The organism is Paenibacillus sp. NPDC058071 (assembly GCF_042885235.1).
Classification (GTDB): Bacteria; Bacillota; Bacilli; order Paenibacillales; family Paenibacillaceae; genus Pristimantibacillus.
Window position 1 is genome coordinate 20,115 of the sequence record NZ_JBHVSK010000014.1, and the last position, 24,091, is coordinate 44,205.

At 51.8% G+C, this 24,091-nt stretch carries 22 protein-coding genes; 8 read left to right on the top strand and 14 right to left on the bottom strand.

Annotation, left to right across the window (positions count from 1 at the left end; all coding sequences use genetic code 11):
- Positions 1-235: 235 nt before the first annotated feature.
- The 4 genes from ACFVTB_RS20600 to ACFVTB_RS20615 form a co-directional block, all read right to left on the bottom strand.
- Positions 236-1,450 carry an S-layer homology domain-containing protein gene (locus ACFVTB_RS20600; RefSeq protein ID WP_387753341.1) on the bottom strand — a complete coding sequence of 405 codons (1,215 nt, stop codon included), beginning with the start codon at positions 1,448-1,450 and terminating at the stop codon, positions 236-238.
- Positions 1,451-2,287: 837 nt separating this feature from the next.
- On the bottom strand, positions 2,288-2,875 hold the full coding sequence (locus ACFVTB_RS20605; RefSeq protein ID WP_387753343.1) for a hypothetical protein: 588 nt from the start codon (positions 2,873-2,875) through the stop codon (positions 2,288-2,290).
- 298 nt (positions 2,876-3,173) lie between these two features.
- Positions 3,174-4,391, bottom strand: coding sequence for an MFS transporter (locus ACFVTB_RS20610; protein WP_387753346.1), 1,218 nt, complete (start codon positions 4,389-4,391; stop codon positions 3,174-3,176).
- Positions 4,392-4,414: 23 nt separating this feature from the next.
- The gene (locus ACFVTB_RS20615) at positions 4,415-5,503 is read right to left on the bottom strand and encodes a lactonase family protein (protein ID WP_387753348.1); all 1,089 of its coding nucleotides are present in this window, start codon (positions 5,501-5,503) and stop codon (positions 4,415-4,417) included.
- A gap of 182 nt (positions 5,504-5,685) precedes the next feature.
- On the opposite strand from ACFVTB_RS20615, the gene ACFVTB_RS20620 reads away from it, so the two are divergent.
- Together ACFVTB_RS20620 and ACFVTB_RS20625 are read left to right on the top strand one after the other, a co-directional pair.
- Entirely contained in the window at positions 5,686-6,051 is a 366-nt protein-coding gene (locus ACFVTB_RS20620; protein ID WP_387753351.1) for a LytTR family DNA-binding domain-containing protein, read from the top strand.
- Between the two features lie 118 nt (positions 6,052-6,169).
- A complete protein-coding gene (locus ACFVTB_RS20625) occupies positions 6,170-7,177 on the top strand; it encodes an aldose 1-epimerase (protein ID WP_387753353.1) in 1,008 nt (335 codons plus the stop codon).
- Between the two features lie 39 nt (positions 7,178-7,216).
- Here ACFVTB_RS20625 and ACFVTB_RS20630 read toward each other — a convergent pair whose 3' ends face one another.
- Together ACFVTB_RS20630 and ACFVTB_RS20635 are read right to left on the bottom strand one after the other, a co-directional pair.
- Positions 7,217-7,891, bottom strand: a complete 675-nt coding sequence (locus tag ACFVTB_RS20630; RefSeq protein ID WP_387753355.1) for a DUF2306 domain-containing protein — start codon at positions 7,889-7,891, stop codon at positions 7,217-7,219.
- A gap of 368 nt (positions 7,892-8,259) precedes the next feature.
- On the bottom strand, positions 8,260-9,024 hold the full coding sequence (locus ACFVTB_RS20635; protein WP_387753564.1) for an SDR family NAD(P)-dependent oxidoreductase: 765 nt from the start codon (positions 9,022-9,024) through the stop codon (positions 8,260-8,262).
- A gap of 241 nt (positions 9,025-9,265) precedes the next feature.
- Here ACFVTB_RS20635 and ACFVTB_RS20640 point away from each other — a divergent pair, with 241 nt between their 5' ends.
- From ACFVTB_RS20640 to ACFVTB_RS20655, 4 genes are read left to right on the top strand one after another with little or no spacing between them, the layout of a single operon-like run.
- Positions 9,266-10,054, top strand: a complete 789-nt coding sequence (locus ACFVTB_RS20640) for a gluconate 2-dehydrogenase subunit 3 family protein (protein ID WP_387753358.1) — start codon at positions 9,266-9,268, stop codon at positions 10,052-10,054.
- 15 nt (positions 10,055-10,069) lie between these two features.
- Positions 10,070-11,791: a GMC family oxidoreductase gene (locus ACFVTB_RS20645; RefSeq protein WP_387753361.1), complete on the top strand. Its 1,722-nt coding sequence runs from the start codon at positions 10,070-10,072 to the stop codon at positions 11,789-11,791.
- Complete coding sequence (gene tatC, locus ACFVTB_RS20650) at positions 11,792-12,547, top strand: twin-arginine translocase subunit TatC (protein ID WP_387753363.1); 756 nt, start codon at positions 11,792-11,794, stop codon at positions 12,545-12,547.
- 30 nt (positions 12,548-12,577) lie between these two features.
- Positions 12,578-12,760, top strand: a complete 183-nt coding sequence (locus ACFVTB_RS20655) for a twin-arginine translocase TatA/TatE family subunit (protein WP_387753366.1) — start codon at positions 12,578-12,580, stop codon at positions 12,758-12,760.
- Positions 12,761-12,849: 89 nt separating this feature from the next.
- Here ACFVTB_RS20655 and ACFVTB_RS20660 read toward each other — a convergent pair whose 3' ends face one another.
- Genes ACFVTB_RS20660 through ACFVTB_RS20670 form a run of 3 tightly spaced genes read right to left on the bottom strand, consistent with a single transcriptional unit; the run spans position 12,850 to position 16,274 of the window.
- Positions 12,850-13,863 carry a 2,3-diaminopropionate biosynthesis protein SbnB gene (locus tag ACFVTB_RS20660; protein WP_387753369.1) on the bottom strand — a complete coding sequence of 338 codons (1,014 nt, stop codon included), beginning with the start codon at positions 13,861-13,863 and terminating at the stop codon, positions 12,850-12,852.
- Between the two features lie 4 nt (positions 13,864-13,867).
- On the bottom strand, positions 13,868-14,902 hold the full coding sequence (sbnA, locus tag ACFVTB_RS20665) for a 2,3-diaminopropionate biosynthesis protein SbnA (RefSeq protein WP_387753372.1): 1,035 nt from the start codon (positions 14,900-14,902) through the stop codon (positions 13,868-13,870).
- A complete protein-coding gene (locus tag ACFVTB_RS20670) occupies positions 14,886-16,274 on the bottom strand; it encodes a phenylacetate--CoA ligase family protein (RefSeq protein ID WP_387753374.1) in 1,389 nt (462 codons plus the stop codon). Before ACFVTB_RS20670 ends, sbnA begins: the two co-directional genes overlap by 17 nt.
- A 128-nt stretch (positions 16,275-16,402) precedes the next feature.
- On the opposite strand from ACFVTB_RS20670, the gene ACFVTB_RS20675 reads away from it, so the two are divergent.
- Positions 16,403-17,173 carry a YheC/YheD family protein gene (locus ACFVTB_RS20675; RefSeq protein ID WP_387753567.1) on the top strand — a complete coding sequence of 257 codons (771 nt, stop codon included), beginning with the start codon at positions 16,403-16,405 and terminating at the stop codon, positions 17,171-17,173.
- An 838-nt stretch (positions 17,174-18,011) separates the two neighbouring features.
- Here the strand turns inward: ACFVTB_RS20675 and ACFVTB_RS20680 are convergent.
- Positions 18,012-18,608, bottom strand: coding sequence for a TetR/AcrR family transcriptional regulator (locus ACFVTB_RS20680; RefSeq protein WP_387753376.1), 597 nt, complete (start codon positions 18,606-18,608; stop codon positions 18,012-18,014).
- Between the two features lie 87 nt (positions 18,609-18,695).
- On the opposite strand from ACFVTB_RS20680, the gene ACFVTB_RS20685 reads away from it, so the two are divergent.
- Positions 18,696-19,256, top strand: coding sequence for a hypothetical protein (locus ACFVTB_RS20685; RefSeq protein WP_387753570.1), 561 nt, complete (start codon positions 18,696-18,698; stop codon positions 19,254-19,256).
- 524 nt (positions 19,257-19,780) lie between these two features.
- Here ACFVTB_RS20685 and ACFVTB_RS20690 read toward each other — a convergent pair.
- Genes ACFVTB_RS20690 through ACFVTB_RS20705 form a run of 4 tightly spaced genes read right to left on the bottom strand, consistent with a single transcriptional unit; the run spans position 19,781 to position 24,077 of the window.
- On the bottom strand, positions 19,781-20,497 hold the full coding sequence (locus tag ACFVTB_RS20690; RefSeq protein ID WP_387753379.1) for an ECF transporter S component: 717 nt from the start codon (positions 20,495-20,497) through the stop codon (positions 19,781-19,783).
- Positions 20,476-22,245, bottom strand: coding sequence for an ABC transporter ATP-binding protein (locus ACFVTB_RS20695; RefSeq protein ID WP_387753381.1), 1,770 nt, complete (start codon positions 22,243-22,245; stop codon positions 20,476-20,478). The genes ACFVTB_RS20690 and ACFVTB_RS20695 overlap by 22 nt, the downstream gene beginning before the upstream one ends.
- On the bottom strand, positions 22,218-23,111 hold the full coding sequence (locus ACFVTB_RS20700) for an energy-coupling factor transporter transmembrane component T (protein WP_387753384.1): 894 nt from the start codon (positions 23,109-23,111) through the stop codon (positions 22,218-22,220). The genes ACFVTB_RS20695 and ACFVTB_RS20700 overlap by 28 nt, the downstream gene beginning before the upstream one ends.
- Before the next feature lie 3 nt (positions 23,112-23,114).
- Positions 23,115-24,077 carry a DUF4430 domain-containing protein gene (locus ACFVTB_RS20705; RefSeq protein ID WP_387753386.1) on the bottom strand — a complete coding sequence of 321 codons (963 nt, stop codon included), beginning with the start codon at positions 24,075-24,077 and terminating at the stop codon, positions 23,115-23,117.
- Between the last annotated feature and the right edge of the window lie 14 nt (positions 24,078-24,091).

Here is a 24,091-nt window from a genome sequence, read left to right on the forward strand (position 1 = left end):
TCTCCATTTGCGACCTGCATCCACAATTGATATGATTTAGGCTTATATCCCTCTGGAATATCTAACTCTACTTTTACATCAGTTAATGATGATGAATGACTGAACCGTTCCGAAAATTTAATGTTTTGAGGAACTATCACGGTAGCATCAGCCGCCGCAGCGATTGAACTAAATTTTGGAAGTATCCCCATAAGGAGTGACACAAGCAACAAAGACGATAGCAGAGATTTATAGGTTATTTTGCCCACTTATCTTTCACCGCCGTTAAAAAAATTTGATTATTAATATCACCTAAATTTCCTGAGAATTTTTCAAGATGTATAGGGAATCCACCGTATTGTTTAATCTGATCCTTTACGTACGATTTACTGACAAAAGTGTAATAATAGTCATATCCAATGGTCCCCTTTTTCTCAAGATTTAAAAAAGTTTTATTTTCGTATAAGCCAGTTCTGTCAATTAATTTTCCGTCCCTAAAATGATATTTACGATTTAATGTTACGTCTCCATAATCTCTTTCCCTTAACATATAAAAGCTGTTTCGGATTAATTGATCATGACCTGGATTTAAACCTAGACTCTCCCCTTTAAGTTTATAGGCAAAAACATATCCTCCTTTAGTTGGATCTGCTTCTCCACCATATTGGGCGCCTTCTAAATACTCTATTAAATATCCTTGTTTGTCAGCAGGATCGAGTATTGTCAACCCTTCGATCGTCACTTTATATCTAGGATTAATAGTGATCGAATATGGCAGTTTCACCATATCTTCTTGTCCAATCATTGTAATGAAGTTGTGCTTATGCCAAGCCATTTCCGCGGCACTGGAGGCACCTTGGTCGACCGCCAGTTTCTCACCTTTTTCTAGCTTCAGCAATCTAGCAGCCAAAACCGCGGCCTGTGCACGAGTAGTTGTTCCCGCTGGCTCAATCGACTCCGCTTTGGCACCAGTACGCGACAGTAATCCTGCATTCACCGCACGAAATAAAAGCTCGTCACTAGACAACTTCTTGCTACGATAATCGGCATTGGACGCTCTCACCGATAGCTTCGCCAACTCTAATCTGGTGGCCGGCTTATTCACATCCCCACTAAAGTCACTTGCCAGTTGAATTCCGGCTTGTGACAATGCATTCTGATAGGCCGTATACCAGGGCTTTCCGGCAGTAGGCTCGTCTACGTTCAATGCAACAGTTACCGCCAATACTTTCATCAATTCCGCTCTTGTTATTAGCCCTTCCGGTTTGAACGTGCCATCCGGATAGCCCTTCATGATTCCGTTCTTCACCGCGATATCAATCGACGCTTGCGCCCAATGGCCCGACAAATCGCGAAAAGACGGAGCCGATTGCGCAGCCTGTATGTTTCCGTTATTAGCTGCAAATCCCCCCGCTATTAAAGTCAGCGTTAGCGTTGTGCTCAGTGCAATAATCGTCCATTTCTTCTTCATCACTGATCCCCGTCCTTCTAAACTATTGAATTTATGCGGTTTCCCGCGTTAGATTAACAAAAAAAGCACGCAAAAAAACCTTTTGGGTTTCAGCGTGCTTCGCTACAATATTTATTTACATATTACCTTATTTTATCAAACTTTGTCAATTGTTATCGTTTCATAGTTATTAGAGGCCATCTATTAAACTTTAGATTTTTAAGTTATTTCCCATTTAATGAATGATATAAACTTGGAGAATCCATCACTGAATCGAAAAAAGAATACTCCGTCACTTCCCTTAGGCAGTTATACTATGTGTTGCTTGTTCTTTTTTACTGTTAAATTAGGGAATAACTGAAATTCGGCAGTTATTTTCTCGATTTTAGATCAAGTTGAAGAAATAAATGCCATTTGGCAGTTATTTCAAGACCTACAACGTTATTTGTAGGGATATCGCAAAAATAACTGCATTTCCGCAGTTATTCAACCAGTTACTATATGTTGAAGGAAAAATAACTGCATTTTTGCAGTTATTGCTTCAAGCTAACCCGTTAGAGAGGCCATGGCATCAAGCAACGCGAATCACCTTTACAGCGACCTGCCCCATCATCCCAACAACAGAAGAAAACCTAGCGCCTTGCTCCAAGGCACTAGGTTTTCTCGTTCTAAACAATTCTAAAGTCCAGCACAACCTAGACTAAACTAAACTAAACTAAACTAGACTAGACTAAACTAGACTAGGCCAGGCTAGTCTAGCCCAGACGACCTGACCAAATCAAACAAGTCCAAACCCGCCCTCTCAGGCCCCCGTCAATTCAACTATCAATTCGACTATCAATTCAACCATCAATTCAACTATCGTTTCACGATCTCGTACCCGCTCACCCGATCATCCTGAAAATCGATCACGAGCTTTCCGCCGCTTCCCAGCGAATATAGGAACTGCTCGCCCTGCTGATAATCGTAAGGGTCGCTAGGCGCCCCCAGCAGGTCGACGATTTCCAACCGTTCCTTACTCTCGAGATCATGATTTTTCAACAGATCTGGCAGCATCTTTTGCCGATTTTCCAGCTGGCTGACCCAGCCGTTATAGCTGTAGGTAGCATTTTCCCCATTTTGATGCAATTTAGTAAGAGTATAATATGGTCCAGCAAGGACGACTAACTGTACAGCGATAATCGCCAGCAGGATCCAATCCCGCTTCATCGGCTTTCCTAATATTGCTGCCATCTTACGGAACCAAATAAACGCAAGAACGGAGAACACCGCTAACGGCGCAACAACTAGGAGACCGGCCGGCCACGTCAGCTTCCACTCGTACAAGACGGCCAACCGCGGTAAAACGAAACGATAGATAACAAAGTAAGCCGTGGTTGTCAGAAAGATTGTCACGCCTATTGCTAATGAATCCCACCTATCTAGCTTTCCCGATTCAGTACTCATACGTATCGCCCCTTTCACCGCGATGGCTCGTTACTCATTCCATTTGACCACTAATGAGCCAAGCACCGCACAAAAACTCCACATCCCTATTATACCATACAATTATTCCCACAAAAACTATGCGCACCTCTCACGACTTGCGATACGAATTTGAAGGCGGTACGTTTGTTAAGAAACAGTACAATGACGGGGATGGCACTGGCACTCGAACTTGCACTTACAATCGTACTCGCACTGGCACTTGAACTTGCACACTAGTAATCACCGTTGCAGCACAATCGCACTTAATTTTCAACCACTATCTGCGATCCTTAGGCAAAAATACGGACAGCAGCCCGGCAAGCGGCAGAAAACTTGCAGCCATCATAACATCGGCCAAGCCGTAATGATCGGCCGCCGTACCGAATACGATCGAACCTAGTCCGCCCATCCCGAAAGCGAGGCCCGTAATGAGTCCGGAAGCCATTCCGACCTTGCCCGGCATCAGTTCCTGCGCATATACGACGCTGACCGAGAAGCCCGATTGAAGAATAAAACCTAGCACCACAATCGTCGGATACACCCATGCGAGAGGCAGGTGCGGCAGCAGCAGCGCAAACGGTGCGGAACCAGCGATCGAGAACAGCATCATACGCTTGCGTCCGAACCGGTCGGCCAATATGCCGCCGAAAAAAGTGCCAAGAACGCCTGCGATCATGAACAGGAAGAGCGGCACCTGCGCCTGCCGGATCGACAACCCGTATTCTTTCTGCAGAAAAAATTGATAGAAATTGCCGAGGCCGGCCGCGTACCAAGATCTCGCAAAGACGAGTACCAACAGCAGTACAAGCGCAAAAGCCACGATTTTATTGCTGTAAGGTGCGACGTCCAATTGCGACAATGCTTTCTTCGCCTTCTGAGGCTTGCCGAGCTCAGCCAGTTGTTTGCCGTACCAAGGCACGACACGCATCAAGATCATAATGGCCGCCACCGCCAAAAAGGCCCCAAACACCGCCCCGCGCTGTCCGAGCGGAACGAAAATATAAATCGTCATAAGCGGCGCGAGCGCTTGCCCGAAATTGCCGCCCACTTGATAAATGGATTGAGCAAGCCCCCTCCGGCCGCCAGCCGCAAAATAGACGACGCGGGAGCCTTCTGGATGGAACACGGCTGAGCCGAAACCGACGAACACGACCGCAAGCAGCAGCGTCCAGAAGCTAGGCGCGAAAGCAAGGCCTAGCATGCCGATCATACTGCAAGCCATTCCTGCTGGAAGCATCCACGGCGCCGGTTTCTTATCCGATAACAGACCAACAACCGGCTGCAATATAGAGGAAGTCATGTTTAACGTAAAAGCGATCCAGCCGATTTGTCCAAGCTTCAAGCCTAGCGAAGCCTCGAATATCGGAAATAGCGCCGATACGATCGACTGCATAGAGTCGTTGAGCAAATGAACCGAGCTGACTGCGAATAAAATGGAAAAAACCGCTCCCTGCTTAGCCGCTGTAGCGGCCAGGGGTTTCTGGGCGACTGACATCGCTGCATCCCTTTCCTTTCCCGTTACACGGTCGCCTTATGTCCGAATTGCAAGCATACCGGCGCTGAGACTTCCAGCAGCAGCTTGCCTTCTTCACCGATCAATCCGGTCTCCTGATCAACTGTGTATCCGATAACCGAGCCAGAATGCTGATTGGCAACGAGAAGTCCGCTTCCGTCTGGCGTCAGCGTGAAATTGCGCGGAAATTGGCCGCCGCACGATACATGCTGAAGCGAGGCAAGCGTTCCGTCTTCGGGATCGACGGCAAATACGGCAATGCTGTCGTGACCTCGGTTGGAAGTATATAAGAAACGGCCCGAAGCCGCTAAGTGAATATCGGCGGCAAAGCTTGCCCCTTCGTAGCCCTCCGGCAAAGCGGACAGCGTCTGCAACAGATTCAACCCTCCGCTCTCTCTGTCCACCTCAAAAACAGTTACCGTCGAATCAAGCTCATTGACGACATATGCACGAGGCAGCCCGGAATGAAAAACGATATGGCGCGGGCCCGCTCCGGCATGCACCTTGTCTGTGCCCCGCAAAACAAGCTTTCCTTCGGATACAGCGTATCGATGAACGGAGTCCGTTCCCAAGTCAGTCAAATAAGCGAAGCCGCCGTGCGGAACAATCGCATGCGCATGCGGCGCGTCTTGACGGTCCCGATTCGGACCCAACGGGGCGTCCGCTTCTTTTACTAAGGACGAAGCTTGCTCAAGCGAGCCGTCGGTGGAAATAGGCAATAAGGCCGCGTTGCCGCCGGTATAGTTGGCGATCAACACAGCCTTCGTCTCTTCAATGAGGCTTATGTAGCAAGGATGAGCACCGTGCGTCAATTGCCGATTTAAAGGCGTCAACTCGCCGGACGCTTCGTCGATCGTATAGGAGAGCGCCCCTCCTCCGATCTGTCCGTCCGTCTCCTCCGTCTCGCTAACCGCGTACAACCGGTTGTTAACCAAATCGACCGTTAAAAAAGAAGCGTTCTCCGCTTCGGTTACTTGCTGTATTACGTTTATCGCATTGGACTCGTCGTCATAGGAGCATACGTGGATTGTCGGCTCGGCTGCATTTCCGTATGATCCGATATAAAGATGGCCTTTGAATCGATTTCCAGACATGGCAAAAGCTCTCCTTCTCTATGGTTTCTGCAATAAAGTGACCATAGCACAACCCCCTTACCGATACAAGAGGAAAATCCACTGAATTTCATGTAAAATTCTCTTTTCTTTTCTCCTTTTGCCGTGTTATAATGTAAGCGCTAACAAATCAGTGGTTCACATTTCTAAAGGGGGAATTCGGAATGATGAATGCAACGCTGAGCGGAAGGAACGTTTACGAGGATTTTCAACTGGAATCCGATGTGCTTTACTTCAAGCTTGGGTCTCTTGGTTTGGTCAGCTTTCACGGCAGCAATTACAATATTAAAAAGAGAATGACTGCCGAAGAACTCAAACAATTAACCAGCGGAGAAAACGGCTTCTTCCAAGTGAGCTCGCACTGTTACATCAACATTGGCAAAATCAAATCGATTACCGGCGGCATTATCTACTTCGGACCGGAATATTCCGAAACGAAGCAGCTTCCCGTGCCAAGAAGAAAACAGTACGTCATTCAGAAGCTGTTCACGCAACGCGCCATCAATAACGAGCTGCGCATCACGCCTTAACCGCATCGCAGCAGACCGCCGCTTTCCGCTCCAAGAGCTGGAAGGCGGCGGTTGTTTGTTTGTCCGCGTCCTGTTATTCTAGTATCGCAAAGATGAATGAAGGAGGCCGTTTACTGCAATGGCTACGACTACTGAAAAACAAGCATTCGAGCAATCATTCCATGGCGAGAAGGCGGTATGGCTTAGATGGGATCAATACGAAGCCGCCGTTCTACCCGAAGTAGGGGCTAACTTAATCGCTTTCCGCGACAATTCGCAAGACTATCGCTTTCTGCGCGAGCCAGAAGAAGACGAAATGGCGGCGTTTAAGGCCAATCCTGGCGTTCACGGCATTCCAGTTCTGTTTCCTCCCAACCGGTACGAGGACGGCAAGTTCGAATGGAACGGCAAAGCCTATTCTTTTCCAATCAACGAGCCCTCCACCGGCAATCATCTTCATGGGTTCGCCCATACGGCTGTTTGGGCCGTGGAAGACTTCGGGGTAACGAAAACCGAAAGCTATGTCGTTCTAAGCTTAGCGGTTGATGAGAAGCATGACATATACCGCTTCCTGCCCCATCGCTTCACGCTCCGGTTGCGCTATGCGTTGAATGAAACCGGCCTGCTGCAGCATGTATCGGTACATAACGAAGGCGACGAGGCAATGCCTTGTATGATCGCCTTCCATACGGCCATTAATGCGCCGTTCGCGCCGAACAGCTCGGCCGACGACTATACATTTACGATGACGATCGGCAACCGCTGGGAAATGAGCGAGCGTATGCTGCCAACCGGCCGCTTCCAAGCGCTGACGAGCGAAGAGGAAGCGATGCGGACGACCGGCATCAACCCATTCTGGTCTTCGATGGACAACCACTATACCGTCGAACCTCGCAATGGGCGTAATGAAATGCGACTCACCGACAGCCGGGAAAAGGTAACGCTTGTCTACGATGCAGGAACCGGGTTCAAGCAATGGATGATTTGGAACAACAATGCTTCCAAGAAATTCTTCTGCCCTGAACCGCAGCTCAATCTCGTAAACGCCCCGAACGTCGATTTGCCGGCGGATGAGATCGGCCTTGTTACGCTTGAGCCGGGCGGCATTTGGCAGCAAAGCAGCAGACTCTACGTCATTAAAGCGTAACAGATACGATAGGGTAAAAGAAAAGGCTCCCCGCTAAAATTAGCGGAGGAGCCTTTTGCCGTTCGACGAGAATGGGCGGCCGCCCGTCCCGGATCTTCTAAGGATGAGCCTTGCAACGAGCAAGTTCGGCACCCAGCAAAGCCAAGCGATAACGATGAACGTGACGTCCGTATCGTCCCAGCCGACGACCGACGCGATAATTGTATAAATCCGAAGCGTAATGGCGGCGCAGGTAAGCGCATAGTTGTACGTCATCCATCGTCTGTGCGCAGCTTCGTTGCGATGAACGATGATCGTTTTCAACCCGTGATACAGCGTAAAAAGCCAACAAATCGAAAGCGCCGCAAAACCGATTCGTCCGCTCCAACCGCCATCTGCGTAGAAAGCCAAATATAGACCGGTCAATCCGCCGATGACGATCATGAATGAATAGACGTAGCCAATGATGCGATGCACGCGCGCTCCGCCTCTTCTCAATCCCTTCAAAAACTGCAGCCAGCCAATTGCCAACGCCAAGCCTGCGGACAAGGCATGCGCCCAAAGAACGTTATACCATAAGGAAGGCAATACTGCCTCCTTCGCCATCACGAATCCCTGCTCTCTCAATCGATCCGGCGATCCATACATTAAATACGCATAGATACCAAATAGCAACGCGAAAAACGCGATAACCCCGAAAGCCCAGCTTCGAAACTGTTTTCCGTTCAAAGACATACAAGCCATCCTCCGAACCTATGGAATTTCTAACCTTTTCCATTGTACCAGCGGCGGGTCGGTCGCAGAACCGACTTGGGTCGCAACGCTCCTCCGTCTGAGGTCGGAGGTCATTAAGCGCCGGTATTCCTTTTCCGCGCTTCTCCCAGCGCGTGTTATGGCATCGAAGACAACGTGCATCAGAGGGAAGCACAGTAGCGGCGGTCACACACCATCTTCTCTTAGCGCGTTATGGCACCGAAGACGTCGTGCATCAGAGGGTAGCACAATAGCGGCAGTCACACACCATCTTCTTTTAGCGTGTTATGGCACCGAAGGCGCCGTTCGTCACGACGTAGCACAATGACGGCGGTCGCACACCATCTTCACTAAATGGTTGGCATAACATTGCCGCCGTTAACCGGAATATAAGCGCCGGTAATAAAATCGGCAAGCCCGGAGGCGAGGAAAGCGACCGCATTGGCAATTTCCTGGTCCGTCCCGCGCCGCTTCAGCGGCACGGAAGCTTCGTACGCTTCGTTCCGTTCCGTTTGGGTTGCACGATCACGGTCGCTCACAGTCCACCCTGGCGCAACTTGATTGACCGTAATTTGATGCTCGCCTACTTCCTTCGCCAGCACCCGATAAACCCCGTCCATACCGCGTTTTCCCGCGACATAAGCCGACTGATTAGGGAAGTTCTGCATCGCGCACTCCGTGTTGATGCCGATCATTCTGCCGCCCGTTCCTCGTTCGATCAGCGCAGGAAGGAACGCTTTTGCCAAGTATACGTTCTGCATCACACAGGATTCAAATTGACTGGCATAGTCTGCGGCAGGCTGATTCAGCACGCTCGTCCACTCGTACTGCACAACGGCATTGGCTACGATGATATCAACAATGCCCAGTCCTTCGGTCGCTTCACGCTGCAGCCGCTCGATTTCCTCCTGCTTCGTAATATCCGCCTGAACCGTTATCGCCCGCCGTCCGAGCGCTTCGACCTCGTTTTTCAGCTCCGCTGCTTTTCGTTCGTTACTTAAATAATGAATAACGACGTCTGCTCCGCAAGCGGCCAATGTTCGAACCATGACTCGCCCCAAATCCCCGGTTGCTCCGGTTATAAGCGCAACACGATCGGTTAAATCCACTTTCAGCATAGACATGACACTTCCTCCTCTATTCAGCAATCGACCGGATTTCCAGCCGTATCCAACTCTATTTTCCGTCTGTGGCGGGCTGTTGTCTATACGGCGGACGGTGCTTTTTTACAGATTCAAAAATATACTTTCGCACCTTATGCAATTTTATCTACTTAGAGTGGATGAATTTCGGCAAATAGGTAAAAACTTTCGGTGAGCGAAATCTATGGAAGCTGCTTAAGGAGGATCAACGTGTATGGCTACTGACAACGATAAGAGAAATAACGGCCGCGGACAGCCCGAAGACGTCTCCAGAAGGAATTTCATGAAATATACCGGCACCGCGCTCGGCGGCGCGGTCGTTGGCGGCTTGATCGGCGGCGTCATTGGCAACTCCATGATGGGCAAAGAACCGAACGCCCCGGCGGTGCCCGGCGAGCCGGAGACGAAGCAGCCGGTCAGCTTTACTCAGGCGCTGATGTACATGACGCAAGAACAGTTCCAAATTACCGAAGCGGCAGTGGAACGAATATTTCCTGCCGACGATCTCGGTCCCGGCGCGAAGGCGCTTGGGGTCGCTTTCTTCATCGACCATCAGTTGGCCGGCCCTTGGGGCATTAACGCACGCGATTATATGACAGGCCCATTCCACGAGGCAGAGGCGACGCAAGGCTATCAACTCGGCTTCAAACGGCATGAGCTGATCGCAATGGGCTTGAACAAAATACGCGACTACACCACCGAAAAATACCAAAAGCGGTTTACGGAACTGACTCCCGAAGAACAGGATGCGGTGCTAACCGCACTCGAAAAAGACGAGGTCAAGATGAAGGGCGTACCTTCTTCAACCTTTTTCCAATTGCTGCGGCAGCTTACCATCGAAGGCGTGTACGCCGATCCGCTGTACAGCGGCAATCGCAATATGGATGCATGGCGGATGCGCAACTATCCAGGCAATCAAATGGCCTACACCGACTACATCGATAAAGACGAATTCGTCAAGCTGGAGCCGCAAAGCTTGGCCAACCATTTAAATATGGGATAAGGAGTGAACGGGAAAATGGCTACCAAATTACCGAAAGTACCGATCGTTATCGTCGGCATGGGCTGGGTCGGCGGCGTCATCGCCGCGGAGCTCACTAAAGCGGGCCATAAAGTCGTCGGGCTGGAACGGGGTAAATCGCGCAACACCTCCGATTATTATCACGTTCACGACGAGCTCCGTTACGCGCTTCGTTACGATCTGATGCAAGATCTGTCGAAGGAAACCGTAACGTTTCGCCATAACGAAAAAAAGCGGTCGCTGCCGATGCGCTCCTACGGCTCATTCCTGTTGGGCGACGGCCTCGGCGGCGCGGGGGTGCACTGGAACGGACAGTACCACCGTTTTCTGCCGTATGACTTCGAGATTTATTCCAAAACGGTAGAACGCTACGGCAAGAAAAAAATACCTGAGGGCATGACGCTGCAGGACTGGGGCATCAAGTATGACGAGTTGGATCCTTACTTCACCAAGTGGGAGGAAATGGCCGGCATATCGGGAGAGCAGGAGACAATCGAGCTGATCGGCAAAATGTCCAAGCCGTTCCCGACGCCTCCAATGAAAATGACGCCGGGGATGACGCTCTTCGACGAGGCGTGCAAATCGCTGGGGTACAAGCCTTACATGATCGCTTCCGCCAATTTGTCGCAGGATTACACGAACGCGGACGGCGTCTCCCGCGCCGCCTGCCAATATTGCGGATTTTGCGAGCGTTTCGGCTGCGAATACGGCGCGAAGGCCGATCCTGTCGTTACTGTACTGCCGGTCGCCGAGAAAACCGGCAATCTGGAAGTACGCACCTTCGCCAATGTCACAAGAGTACTGCATAATGGCAAAAAGGCGACGGGCGTCATCTATGTCAATGCGCCGACGGGCGAAGAATTCGAGCAGCCAGCCGACATTGTCATTTTGGCCGGTTACGTCTTCACCAACGTCCGTCTGCTGCTGATGTCGAAGCTCGGCAAGCCGTACGACCCGAATACCGGAACGGGCGTCATCGGCAAAAACTACGCCTATCAAATTATGGGCGGAGCATCATCCGCTTACTTCGACGACAAACAATTTAATTCGTTTATGGGCGCAGGGGCGCTCGGCAATTCAATTGACGAATTTAATGGCGATAATTTCGACCATAGCTCGCTCGAATTTTTGCACGGCGCTAACATCCGATTCACGCAAACGGGAGCTCGCCCGATCTCCAACAATCCGACGCCGAAGGGCACGCCGAATTGGGGCGCGCAATTCAAGCAGCAGTCGATCAAGTATGCCAATCGTGTCGTCAATGTCGGCGTTCAAGGCTCAAGCATGCCTTTCCGTCATCACTTTCTTGACCTCGATCCGGTATACAAGGACGCTTTCGGCGATCCGCTTATGCGCCTAACATATGAATTTGAGGAGCAAGACCGCAATCTCGTCAAATTTATGGCCGAGAAAACGAAGAGCATCGCCGAGGCGATGAAGCCGAGTTTCGTGGAGACAAGCAAAGCGATTACCTCGTACAGCATCGTGCCGTACCAATCCACGCACAACACTGGCGGCGCGATCATGGGCAGCGATCCTTCCACATCGGCGGTGAACAATTACATGCAAATGTGGGATGCGGATAATGTGTTTGTCATCGGCGCCTCGGCTTTCCCGCATAACAGCGGCTATAATCCGACGGCAACGGTCGGCGCATTGTCCTACCGAGCGGCCGAAGGCATTTTGAAATATCTCGAAAAAGGAGGTTCGCTGGTTTAAATGGATATGCAGCAGGATGTCGTCCTCCATTTGACCGAGCTTCGCAAAAGACTGATTTATATAGCCGGTTGGTTCCTTGGCGCGTTGTGCCTCGGCCTTTACTTAGCGCCGCACCTGCTGCGCTTCATCCAGTCGAATCTCGGATCGCTGAACGTCGAATGGAGCGTGTTCGCCTTGTCGGACGGCTTGCTCGTCTACATGAAATGTGCAATGCTGTTCGGCTTTGCGGCCACGCTTCCCTTTATTTTGTACCATCTGTGGGCGTTTGCCCGTCCAGGATTGACAGTCCGTGAAGCGAAAGGCGTCGTCTGGTTCGTGCCGGCTTCAGTTGCGCTCTTCGCCTGCGGCGTCCTGTTCGGCTACGCCGTAGCCCTTCCGATGATGATTCAGTTTATGATCAAGCTCAATCATTACATCGGTGCGAACGAAGTGTACGGGCTGCAGCATTTTGTCTCTTTCCTGCTCAGCTTCCTGTTTCCAATGGGGCTTGCGTTCGAAATGCCGCTCGTTATGCTCTTTCTGACGCTGATCGGCGTGCTGACCCCAGGCCGGATAAAAACAGTACGAAAATACGCTTACGTCGCGCTGGCGATTATCGGCGCCTGCATTTCGCCACCCGATTTCGTCTCGCATCTCTCGGTGACTATACCGCTTATTGTGCTGTTCGAAATTAGCGTATTCGTTTCCTGGCGTTATTCAGCAGCCAGACTAAGAAGGCTGGCCGACGGAGGCCACGCCAACCCGAATCCAACCTAAGTCCAATTTGACGGAAAGGAGCGAATGGATATGTTCAACAATATTGGCATTTCCGGTTTGATTATTATTTTCGCCATTGCGTTAATTGTTTTCGGACCGGCGAAGCTGCCACAGCTCGGACGAGCCTTCGGCGATACACTGCGCGAATTCCGCAATTCGACCAAAGGCATCGCCGACGATCCGCAGCCGCAAGACGATCATTTGCTGAAATAACGGTAAGGTGTGCAGTGCAGCCGTTACCTAGAAAAAGCCCCGAAACGCCGAAAATAACGGCAGATTCGGGGCTTTTTGATGTGATGCGGTCAATCCAGCAGTTGCCCGATGCCAAGGCGTTCAGCCGCTTTTACATAATAAGCAGCTACCGCGATATCGAAGACGGCAAGACCCATCGGAGCGAACAGTATCGGACCTCCGCCCCGTCTCTTGCCTTCGTTTGCTCCTGCCAACGCTTTGCCCGCATCCGCCAGAACGTCAGAAAGCGCAATCGTATCCTCGCGTTCCAGCCCAAGCTCGACGTGCATCCGTTCGATATCGGTATCCGCCCGACACACCTCTTCCCAGCTGTCCACGACGATTGGTCCAACTCCGACAAGCGCCGGAGCGGTATAGTCCCGCAGAGAAACGTGAAGCAACAGCGCTCCTGGCTTCGCCGGTTCGTCAATGTAACGGGTCGGCGAAGCGGTGCAGGTCAATACGACATCGGCATCGCGATACGCTTCCCGCCATCCTGGCACGATTTCCACAGGAACGCCAGTTTCGGCCGAAGCTGCTTGTGCCGCCAACTTCGTGGCGGCCTCTATTCGCTCATCGAACACGCGTATGCGAGATAGATAGCTTGCCCCAATCCATTCCCGCAGCATATCAGCATGCATTCGGCCAATCGGACCGCTGCCGATTATGGCGACCTCTAGCGGTTTCCCGCCGCCAACTAGCCCGGAAGCAATCAGAGTGCGCAGAAGCGTACCGCTCACCGCAGCAGTGCGGATCGCGCTTATCAGGCTGCCGGAGAACAGAGCTGCGGGCTGGCCCGTATCGGGATCGTTGAGTACCGTAATACTATGCGCCCGAGGAAGTCCCGCCTCAATATTGGCCGGATAGCTGGCGATCCATTTCAACCCTGCCGCCCGAAGCGGCCTGCTTGTGTACGCGGGCATAGCGATAATGCGATTCCGTTCGTCCCCAAACCGCAAATAAGGTTTGATCGGCTGCACGCACTCGCCAGCCGCATAAGCGGCAGCCGTCTCCCGAATAACGAAGGAAAGCGCCTCCCAATCGATGCCGATTTCCCTCAGATCGGTTTCGTTAATATATCGCAAGCCGCTACTCCTCCTTCAATCGCAGTCCGTCTCGTTTCCGTCGTCCAGCGCGAATCGTTGCTGAGAACGATAGCCCGAATTTTTCTAACACCCATTCGTCACTGTATACGGTATCCAAATAGCGCTCTCCCCGATCTGGCAGCACAACCACACATACAGCCCCCGGCTCGATCCGCTCGCGAAACTGCTCTACTGCCGCGATGATCCCCCCGGATGATCCGCCCGCGAGTATCCCTTCCTCCCTCACAAGACTTCTGCATGCCTCTACGCAATCTCGGTCGGAGACGTACACGACGGCATGTATGCCCTCGCCTTCGGGCGGACACAGCTCCGGCCGCCTGCCGGCGCCAAGTCCCGGCAGCAGCCTTTCGACGGTGTCATCTCTGCTGTTTTTATCAAAAATAAGGCTGCCCAGTGCATCGACGGCAACAACCTTCGTCTGCATGCCATTCAGCCGAACATAATCGATGCAGCCCCTTAGCGTTCCACATGTGCTTACGCCGCAAAGCAAATAATCGACGCGCGGCAGGTCAGAAACGATTTCGGCCATCGTCGTATGCTGATGGGCATAAGCGTTGTTTTCATTGGCATATTGATTCGGCCAATAGGCGCCGGGCAGCTTGCGCAGCCACCGCCGGACTCTCGCTAGTCTTGCAGGTACATACTCGCCGGTAGCCGGGTCTGGCTTCTCGACCAAATCGAGCCTTGCCCCATAGGCTTGCAAAATCCGTCGGTTTGCCATCGTCGTTCTTGGGTCGATTACGCAAATAAAGCGGCAGCCAATTAAATTGCATAGCTGTGCTAAACCGATCGCAAGGTTGCCTGAGCTCGATTCGACTACCGTAGAGCCCGGGCCTACTTTTCCTTCGCGAACAGCGGCCAGCAGCATTTCGCGGGCTGACCGGTCCTTCAAGCTTCCGCCCGGATTAAGCATTTCCAGCTTCGCGTACACGTCAAAACCGGCGCCGTCAAACAACTTGCCTAGACGGACGAGCGGCGTGCCGCCGATCGTTGTTATCAAGCTATCGTGAACGGTCATCGCCGATCTTTCCTTTTGCGCCGTGCGATCCGGCCTTCTCGTTATCGTCTTCTGTGTCGGACAGATCGATATAAAGCTTCTTTCGTTTCAACGGAGCGGCAGGGACGACCTCCAGCTCGGTCGCCTTCGGTTTGGACTTGGCAGCAGCCGTGATCGCCGCCAGTTCCTCTCCTTCCGTGAAGCGGACATCCATTTCCTCCAGCAATCCGCCGCGAATCATAGCGCCAATCTCGGGTATTGCTCCATGCAGCTCTGCACGTATCAAGGCCCGAACGGCGTCGTCTACGAGGGCTCCGGCATCAATCGTAATCCTCAGTCTATTATTTTTCACAAGCACTTTTACTTCCGCTTGCTTCAAATGCTGGAACACGGCATTTTCGATATCATAGACGCTAATTTTTTCCCCATGCTTTAGCTCAGGGCCGATCCGTTTGACGACCGCCTCGAACGTCGTTATCCAGCTCCCGTCCTCCGCTTGTTCCGTTCGCAATCCACGAACGACGTCGTAGGTGACAAAACGAAGTGCAGGGAACCGCCTGCGCACAAGTGAAGTAAGCACAAGCACGCACTCGCCTTCCGGAAGCTCCACGCCCGGCAATCCGACTTCTGTCGGCGACGCTCCTTCCGCGATAAGTCCTTCAAGCAGCACATATTTTTTTAGATCTATATCGTAATAAGCGATCGTGCCAATTTCTATACTGCCGTAAGTGTCCAATATGTCCGCTTCAGCCAAACCGAGCAGCTCCGCCGCCCGTTTTCGCCATGCTGGAGGAGCCGGTTCTCCCACAAGCAGCACTTTTTGCAAGCCCCATTGAAAACCGTCCGGTGCGATACGAAAAAGCCCGTCCAATAGGGAAGGCATCGTATACAATACATCGGGCCGGCATTCGGACAACTTCATCAAATGCATCGAGGCCGGCAAACCGAACGGAATCGATTCACAAACGAAGCCGAGCTGCTCAAAAACAGCAGCTGCCGTCGCTTCCGCATGGCCCGTCCCCATATCGCTGAGGACGGCGCTTCCTTGCGGAAGGTTTTTTAGCAAACGTCCGAACAGCTCCGTTTTATGGGATAAATAAACATTTTCATCAAAAGCATCGTAATAAATGGCTTTCCGCTTGCGACCGCTCGTGCCGGAAGTGCGATAGACGTTCCACTCTGGCTGAGCCGAGCCTTCTCCTCGTTCATAATAGGGCAGCAATCGCCGGTCGGTCAGCAGCGGCAGCTGTTCCCATTCCGTACATTCCGTTTCTGCCAGCAATTCCGGGTACCAGGCATACATCCGGCATACTTCCTCCAGCTTGGCGCGAATGGACGGGTCGTTCAACGAAATCCGCATTTTGATTCCCCCGTTGCTCATTGTCTTTTTCATCGTATGCAGCATGCCGCAATTGGCGTCCGCGACAGTCCATTCCGTCGACAACGGGCAAGCATAAGGTGTAATTAAACGGCTTGCTCGCAAAAGCTGCCGATAGATGAACTGGAGGAATCGTGGACATCATGGCCGCCCATATCCGTAAAGCTCCCCGCAAACGAAGCGCAGCCAACAAATGGCGAAAAACCGTTGTTCTTACCCGAAACGGCTACTTGAACCGCTTCGTGCCGGAAACAAGACAACTCACTCGTACCTCTTTGAAAACAATGCTGGATCGCTACGGCATGGTCTACGTCAAACCTGTCGTCGGCTCTCACGGCGTAGGCGTCATGCGCGTCGACAAGCTTGCTCCGAAGTCTGGCTATTCGCTTCATAGCGCTTCCGGCATCGTCAACAAAGCCGCTTTCGATTCGTTATACCATCTCATCGTCCGTAAGAGCGGCGGCAAATCGTATTTGGTACAGCGCGGCGTTCATATGCTGAGACATCAGGGCAGCATTTTCGACATGCGTATCGTTGCGCAGCTGAATGAAAAGCGCCGCTGGCAAGTGACCGGCATGCTGGCCCGGGTCGCCAAGAAAGGCAAAGCGGTCACGAACGGCGCACAAGGGGCAGCTATCCGCACGGTTGCTACGGTATTGCGTCCTCATGCCGGCGGCTCTGGATTTACAAGCACCGCGAACAAGCTGCAGGCGGTCTGTCTGTCGTCCGCGCGGCAGTTGCACGGCGCTTATCCGTTTCTACATGAGCTAGGCTTCGACATCGCCCTCGATCGGCAACTGCACCCGTGGATACTGGAAGTAAACGCGACGCCCGAGGCGATCCCATTCGCCAAGCTGCCGAGCCTGACGATGTATCGCCGCATCCTCCGCTACCGCCGCATGAATACGCGATAGACGTGGCGGAGCGGCTATCAACGCCGCAGCCCGCATACGAGTTTAGTATGCGGGCTTTGTTTGGCAGAAGGTCGTCTGGCGTTGCCGGTCTGGTGTATTGGCAAGGCGAAGAACTGGACGGCTATTAGGTGAATGGTTGCGGTTTGATTGGCGGCGGTGCTGGCAGGTTGGTGTTGAAAGGGGAGATTGGATGACGGTGAGTAGTCGTCGGCAGGTAGAGCTTGGCGGGTTGAACATTGGCAAATAGATGGGCATACGGGCTCGAATTGAGAGATAAATGCAAAAAGGACGTTATTTTCTCTGATTTCCACCTTTTCTATGCAATAACTGCATATATGCAGTTATTTTCTGTACTTCCGGTACTAATCACTGCTCATCCCAGAAATAACTGCCTTTTTGCACTTATTTCCTTTTTCCATCTGTAACCAAGGAATAATAACTGCCTTTTTGCAGTTATTTGAAATTAGGGATCAAACTTAAAATCTGTGCTTGACGGAAAAATTGGAAAAACGATAGCGGTCGCTTTTAAATCCAGATTTCTACCGCAAACCTCAGTAAAATCAAGGAATCAGGCTTTAATGGCGATCGGAAGAACCCTCTGACACGCAGTGCTTCCCCTCACTTCTAGTCAAGCAATGATTTCGGTCTTGAGCCGAAATTAGACTACACTCGTTGCTCAAAAAATGCCCCTACTCGGCCCTTCAGCCAGAACGGGGCATCTTTCTTTTTTTGCATGTGCTCAACCTTATTGCTATATGTCAGGCGTAATCACGTAATTGTTCTGCTAGAAGCAGCTACCAGCAGAACATCAGCATTACTGTTTTAAAACCACCGCAAATCATTTCAATTTCAATAGGCTATTGAGATGATAGCGAACCGCTCGGAGAGATTGTTCGGCGTCTAGCTTTTCTGCGCGGGTAGCACCGTGCAGAGCTAAACCGTCGATAAACGCATGCAGCCGCTTGCTTTCCAGTTCGGGATCGATGCCGTCGGCGGCTAAACCGCTCTCAACAATCCTCGTGATGATGCTATCGAATGCATAGCGCAGCTCGCCGTGCACCTTCCGTCCTAACGCATTCGCAGACTGGTCAAAATAAGCTCTGCTCATAAAAGCAAGCCATACCTCCGCTTCCGCAAGACGCTCCTCGTCCAATGGCAGAAATTGCGTTAGTAACAGCTCCGCGTTCCCGAGCAAATCTGTACCCCAGGCTAAGCCGTCAATTCTCTTGTTTACCCGCTCGGACACCAGTTGCATGGAAAAGGCAAGCAGCTCGGCTTGTGTCGTGAAATAGTGCCGCAGCGAACCGAGCGACATGCCCGCTTCCTCCGCGACTCTGCGCACCGATATTCCTTCCAACCCTTCCCGGCGAATAACACGCCAAGCCGCTTCCGCAAGCTGTTCTCTTCGCAGGTCATGATCCACTATTTTAGGCATAGACTCAGTTTATCATGTTTGCTTTTTTTCATACAACCGTGCTAAAATTCTTTTTAATACAACTGTATTTAAAAGGAGGTTGCCGCCATTATTGTTGCTTTTCTAGTCGCCTGCGAAATCGGTTTTTGGGTACTTGTGCTGGCAGGTCTGTTTTTCCGCTACATCCTGCGGATGCCCCGAACCGGCGCGGTTCTGCTTTACTGCACCCCGCTCCTTGATCTGTTCATCATTATTGCAACGGTCGTCGATTTACAGGATGGAAAAACCGCTACATTCATTCACAGTCTGTCGGCAATATATATTGCCATCTCTATCGTTTTCGGTCATCGGATGATACGCTGGGCGGACCTCCGATTCGCCTACCGCTTTGCAGGCGGACCCAAGCCTGAGCCGCAAGTCAAGCCCAAGTACGGCAAAGAGCATGCCAGTTACGAGCGAAGTACTTGGACGCGCTACTTTATCGCCTACCTGATTGGGAGCGCCGTCCTGCTTGGCATGATCTACTTCATTAACGATGCCGAACGGACGAACGCGCTGTTATCTACCGTGAAAATTTGGTCAATCATTACTCTTGTCGATTTTTTATACAGCTTCAGCTTTACCCTCTGGCCGCGCCAAGCTAAGTCTGAAAGTACGCCCCACTCCTAACAGCGTGCAAACAGCAACGATAGAACGCCCAGACGGCAGTCAGCTACAGGAAAAAATAGACCGGAACAACAAAAGGACAGCCGCGACGGCCGTCCTTTTGTTGTTGAGAGGAACTCGTCGTTTTCAATAACGACGGGGCTCTATTTAATAGATATGATTTTTCGACTCAAACTTAAAATCAGTGCTTGATGAAAAAGGAGAAAAAGCGAAGGGGCAGAGGGATTCTGGAGAACCGATAGTGTTCGCTTTTAAATTCGCTTTTAAAGCATGATTCCTACCGCAGGCAACTATGAAATAATGGAATCAGGCTTTAATAGCGATCGGAAGAAACCTCTCCCCCGCAGCGCTTCCACTCACTTATAATCATGCTCTGATTTCGGTTTCGAGCCGGTTTTTTCATGTTTATTCCTTCAAACAGGCTCTGCAGCGGCTACGCCCTTTCTGCAATCGCAGTTGCAGGACTCTGTAAGTGAGGCCTGCTATCATACAGCTTAAGGGTAGCCACTGCCGCTGAACCGCCTTATTTAACGCTCAATTAATCCGTATTTGATTTTGATTCTATCCAGCTTCTCCAGCATCGGTTTCGCCAGAATGAATAGGAAGAAGACGGTTGCTATCGCATGCACCAGATCGAACCAGAAGCCCGAGGCGTAAATCGCCAACAGCCCTTGCCACGAGAAATGGGAGGCCATCATCGACATGGATGCGTAGTTAAGCAGTCCCCCGTAAATAACTAGCGTGGAAAGCCCGCCAAACAAGCATAGCGATAATCGCGTCGGGCGAAGCCGTCCTTTGCCGTACAGCAAGCCTGCCAGAAAGCCGATAATGCCGAAGCCGAACATTTGCCAAGGCGTCCACGGTCCCTGTCCGAAAAAGAAATTCGAGACGAAACCGGCAGTTGCACCGACCAAGAAGCCCGCTTCTGCGCCGAAAGCGACGCCAGCCAAAATGACGATCGCGACGACGGGCTTGAACTGCGGCAGCATGAAAAAAGCCGCACGGCCCGCTACCGCGATTGCCGACAGTACCGCGATAACGATCAACTCCCGCGCTTGCGGCTTGCGCCGCTCAAACACGAGCGCAAATGGAATCATTGTGTATAGGATAATTAGCAGACTTATAAAATAATACTTTCGGTCATTCAGCACGTACACGCCCATCAGAATCGTCGCCGGAATAACGATCAAGATGAGCACCGTCGACAGCCAAGTCCGGCGGCTCACAGCACCGCTTCCCCGCATGCGGCAATCACATCCTCTACTGTAACCGAGCCGTTCCATAAGTGCCGCGACATCCGGTTGGCCGCCGTCGTATAGAAGCTGTTTCCGGCAAAAAACGGTTTGGCCTCATTCTCGGCCGCAATGCCTCCATCGAAAAACATCGCGCATGTTCGTCCGTGCTTCGCGCAAAACTCAACGTCGTGAGATACCATCACAACGGTCAGACCTCCATCGCACAGCTTGGTAAGTAAGCCCGCCAGCCGTTCCTTGAAATGACCGTCCAGTCCTTTCGTCGGCTCGTCCAGCAGCAAAATGCGCGGCTCCAGCAGCAGCACTTTGGCAAGCGCGGCTCGCTGTTGCTCTCCTCCGCTCAAATCGTAAGGATGGCGCTCGAGCAGCGGTTCCAATTCCATGAACGCTACGATGTCATCAACCTTTCGATTCACCTCATCCACAGACAGCCGCTCACCCGAGAACGCCTCCAGTAAATCATGTCTTACCGTCTTTTTGACAAATAGATGCTGCGGGTTTTGCGGGAGCATGGCGATTGTCATTCTGTCCGCGTCTTTACCTTTACCGCCCTTGGCTGCAAGATCACGGCCGCCAATCAGCACCTTTCCTCGATACGGGCTAAGCATACCTGAAGCTAGCGAAAGAGCGGTCGATTTTCCGGCTCCATTGCCGCCCACGAGACAATAAAAGCCCCCTTCTTCCACTTCGAACGAAAGGTCCTTTACAATATCAGAGCCGTTCTTCTCATATCTGAACCAGACGTCCTTAAAGCGGATTGCGGGCGAATGCTGGTTCTCTTTCGCCTTGCGGTCGCTATCGCGTGACGACTTCGAACCAATAGCCGCCTTGGACACTGCATCACCAACGGCCGCGAGAGCAGTTCCGTCATCGTTTGTCTGGCCCTTATCCGGGACAGCGCCAGTTCTCGCCGCCATATAATTGTCCAGCCATTGCCGTCCCTCTTTGACGGTGACGGGCATATCCCCGCTTCCGTCGACCCCCGCGTAAATTTGCATCGGCGAAGGCATCGCGGCAAAAATCGGATGCTTCGTCTGAAACAGCTTTCGGCCCGCGTTTCCCGGCGTATCGTCGGCGACTACCGCGCCGTTATCCAGTACAATGAGCCGATCGGCGGCGGGAAGCGCGTCCTCCAGACGATGCTCCGTCATGATAATAGTCGTTCCGAGCTCCCGATTGATTTTGCGAATCGTATCGAGAAATTCCGCCGCCGCAATCGGATCAAGCTGGGAGGTCGGTTCGTCCAACAATAGGACGGACGGCTGCATCGTCATAATCGAAGCGAGCTGAAGGAGCTGCTTCTGGCCGCCCGACAGCTCCGACACTTTCCGGTGAAACCAAGTATGAATACCGAAAAAGCTAGCCATTTCCGCCGTCCGCAGCCGGATTTCCGAACTGTCCAAGCCTAGGCTCTCCAGCCCAAAGGCCAGCTCATGCCATACTTTTTCCGTGACGACGGCATTGTCCGGATGCTGCAGCACGAATCCGATTTGCGACGCCTGCTCCCTTTGCCCCAGCTCCCCGATCGGTCTGCCGTTATAATAGATTTCGCCTTCCCGGTCGCCGTGGGGAGACAGTATCGGTTTCAGCTGCCTAAGCAGCGTGCTTTTTCCGCAGCCCGACCTGCCGCATATCGTTACAAATTGTCCGCTTGGGATGGTGAGTTCGATATGGGATAAAGCCGGCTTTTCCTGCAACGGGAATGTAAAGCTTACATCCTGGATGCGATAGATTTCCATTTCATAGCCTCCGCAACATGAATAATAACAGGCAGCAGGCACAGCAGCCCGTAAGCGGCATATAAAACCGCGCTGAACATCGTTGTATCAGCCATTTTAATCGATGGAAAATAGCGCGCCGAGTTTTCACCGTACGCCGCTCCCGTGAGCACAACCGCCAGCAGGCCGAGCATCGCAGCCATACCAATCCGATCCCGATTGTCGAACCGGTACAAAGAAAAGCTGGTGCGCCCTGGCAGTCCATAACCTCTCGCTTTCATCGAATCGGCCGTCTCGATCGCGTTCTCAAGCGCCCAGGTCGTCATAATCGAAACGATTTTCATCGCGTTTTTCGCCCGCTGAAGCGGATTTCCTTGCGACGGGTGGCGTCCGATGCTTCGCTGAGCTTTGGAAATGTTTTTGATCTGCTCGATGTACCGAGGCACAAATCGCAGCGCCATAGACAGGATGAGCGAAAGCGCCGGAATCATTTTTCCGAACAAATAAATAAACTTATCCGAAGTCATCACCGCGTTATAGCAAGAGAACCAGATGAGCACGGTAATGAACATACATGCTGATGCAATTCCGTACAATATCGATTCCAGCGTGACCGGATTGCCATTCTTCAAATAAAACAAAATGGTCACTCCCGCATGATTAAACACCGGATTCGCGACCGCCATGACGATAAATAAAGGAAGCATATAGAGGAGTGCGAAGACCGCCGCTTTTTTTCCTTTTAGTAAAATCGAATAGGCAAGCGCGCTTATCAGCGACAAAGCTTGCAAAACCGGGTGCATAAATATCATCGCAGACGCCAGCATGGCCCCAAAATAAACAAAATTGACGAGGGGGTGATAGGACGAAAAACTGTCTCTTTTCATCTGTTATCCCCCTGACGCCACATAGCCGCCGACATCGCGCCCCAAATCGCAAGTGTACACCCACTCGATAACGTCGCCGTCCTTCAGCGCATAGCGGCTGCTGCCGTAATTCGGAAACCATCCGTTCACTTTGAACATCCAGCCGCTCAACTCGCCGCAATCGAACTCGTATATATTGTTAATGCCTTCGATATAGTTGCTGTTATAGATCGGCGTCATCTCGAACTCCATGTGAATCTTGTTCTTTTTCATCTCGCGCAGCAGCACGTCGAACACGGACTCGCCTTCGTAAAACGTTACCTTTTGCGTCTTGTAGATGATGCCGTCTTCCGGCAGCACCTCCAGCTTATCTTTATTGAACTGATCCATATGATCGAGAATCGACGCAGCCGAGACGGAAAGCGTTGCCGTCAGCTTTTTCTTTTTATCAACTTTGGTATCCTGCCACTCTACCGGCTTCGGTTTACCTTCCGGAATCGGATCGGTCTGATATTTATCCTTCCCTTTGGAGCCGCTGCCGTCGGACTTCGACGGCTTGTCGGTCGGTTGAGCCGGTTTGCCTTCGGCCGGCCTCTCCTTCTGCTCCGGTTTCGGCGTAGGAGACGGCTTTCCAATGGCCTCCTTCGTTCCGTCCGTTCCCGGTTTAGCGGAAGGGGTGCCCGGATCATCAGTTGGATCGTTGGCCGAACCATCGTCGCTTGGAGACGGTGACGGAGTTTCAGAAGGCGGTGTAGTCGTTTCTATGTCTGCTTCTGGTTCCTTTTCGGAAACGGCAGGCGGAGTCTCCGACGCGGCAGAAGCCGCATCTCCTGTTGGCTGCGGCGTATCCGACACTGCGGCGACTGGCGTTCCATCTCCTGCCGGCGGCTGAGAAGGTTTCCCGTTATTTCCGCCCCAGAAAAAAGCAATGGCCAGGACGGCTGCAATAACGACGGCTGCCAGCCATTTTTTATTTATTTTACTCATGTCGTCTCCTTTCT

Excerpts from the sequence above, each read along its gene's own strand:
- ACFVTB_RS20600 (WP_387753341.1), bottom strand. The coding sequence starts at position 1,450 with ATGAAGAAGAAATGGACGATTATTGCACTGAGCACAACGCTAACGCTG.
- ACFVTB_RS20605 (WP_387753343.1), bottom strand. The coding sequence starts at position 2,875 with ATGAGTACTGAATCGGGAAAGCTAGATAGGTGGGATTCATTAGCAATA.
- ACFVTB_RS20610 (WP_387753346.1), bottom strand. The coding sequence starts at position 4,391 with ATGTCAGTCGCCCAGAAACCCCTGGCCGCTACAGCGGCTAAGCAGGGA.
- ACFVTB_RS20615 (WP_387753348.1), bottom strand. The coding sequence starts at position 5,503 with ATGTCTGGAAATCGATTCAAAGGCCATCTTTATATCGGATCATACGGA.
- ACFVTB_RS20620 (WP_387753351.1), top strand. The coding sequence starts at position 5,686 with ATGATGAATGCAACGCTGAGCGGAAGGAACGTTTACGAGGATTTTCAA.
- ACFVTB_RS20625 (WP_387753353.1), top strand. The coding sequence starts at position 6,170 with ATGGCTACGACTACTGAAAAACAAGCATTCGAGCAATCATTCCATGGC.
- ACFVTB_RS20630 (WP_387753355.1), bottom strand. The coding sequence starts at position 7,891 with ATGTCTTTGAACGGAAAACAGTTTCGAAGCTGGGCTTTCGGGGTTATC.
- ACFVTB_RS20640 (WP_387753358.1), top strand. The coding sequence starts at position 9,266 with ATGGCTACTGACAACGATAAGAGAAATAACGGCCGCGGACAGCCCGAA.
- ACFVTB_RS20645 (WP_387753361.1), top strand. The coding sequence starts at position 10,070 with ATGGCTACCAAATTACCGAAAGTACCGATCGTTATCGTCGGCATGGGC.
- tatC (WP_387753363.1), top strand. The coding sequence starts at position 11,792 with ATGGATATGCAGCAGGATGTCGTCCTCCATTTGACCGAGCTTCGCAAA.
- ACFVTB_RS20655 (WP_387753366.1), top strand. The coding sequence starts at position 12,578 with ATGTTCAACAATATTGGCATTTCCGGTTTGATTATTATTTTCGCCATT.
- sbnA (WP_387753372.1), bottom strand. The coding sequence starts at position 14,902 with ATGACCGTTCACGATAGCTTGATAACAACGATCGGCGGCACGCCGCTC.
- ACFVTB_RS20670 (WP_387753374.1), bottom strand. The coding sequence starts at position 16,274 with ATGAAAAAGACAATGAGCAACGGGGGAATCAAAATGCGGATTTCGTTG.
- ACFVTB_RS20675 (WP_387753567.1), top strand. The coding sequence starts at position 16,403 with ATGGCCGCCCATATCCGTAAAGCTCCCCGCAAACGAAGCGCAGCCAAC.
- ACFVTB_RS20680 (WP_387753376.1), bottom strand. The coding sequence starts at position 18,608 with ATGCCTAAAATAGTGGATCATGACCTGCGAAGAGAACAGCTTGCGGAA.
- ACFVTB_RS20690 (WP_387753379.1), bottom strand. The coding sequence starts at position 20,497 with ATGCGGGGAAGCGGTGCTGTGAGCCGCCGGACTTGGCTGTCGACGGTG.
- ACFVTB_RS20695 (WP_387753381.1), bottom strand. The coding sequence starts at position 22,245 with ATGGAAATCTATCGCATCCAGGATGTAAGCTTTACATTCCCGTTGCAG.
- ACFVTB_RS20700 (WP_387753384.1), bottom strand. The coding sequence starts at position 23,111 with ATGAAAAGAGACAGTTTTTCGTCCTATCACCCCCTCGTCAATTTTGTT.
- ACFVTB_RS20705 (WP_387753386.1), bottom strand. The coding sequence starts at position 24,077 with ATGAGTAAAATAAATAAAAAATGGCTGGCAGCCGTCGTTATTGCAGCC.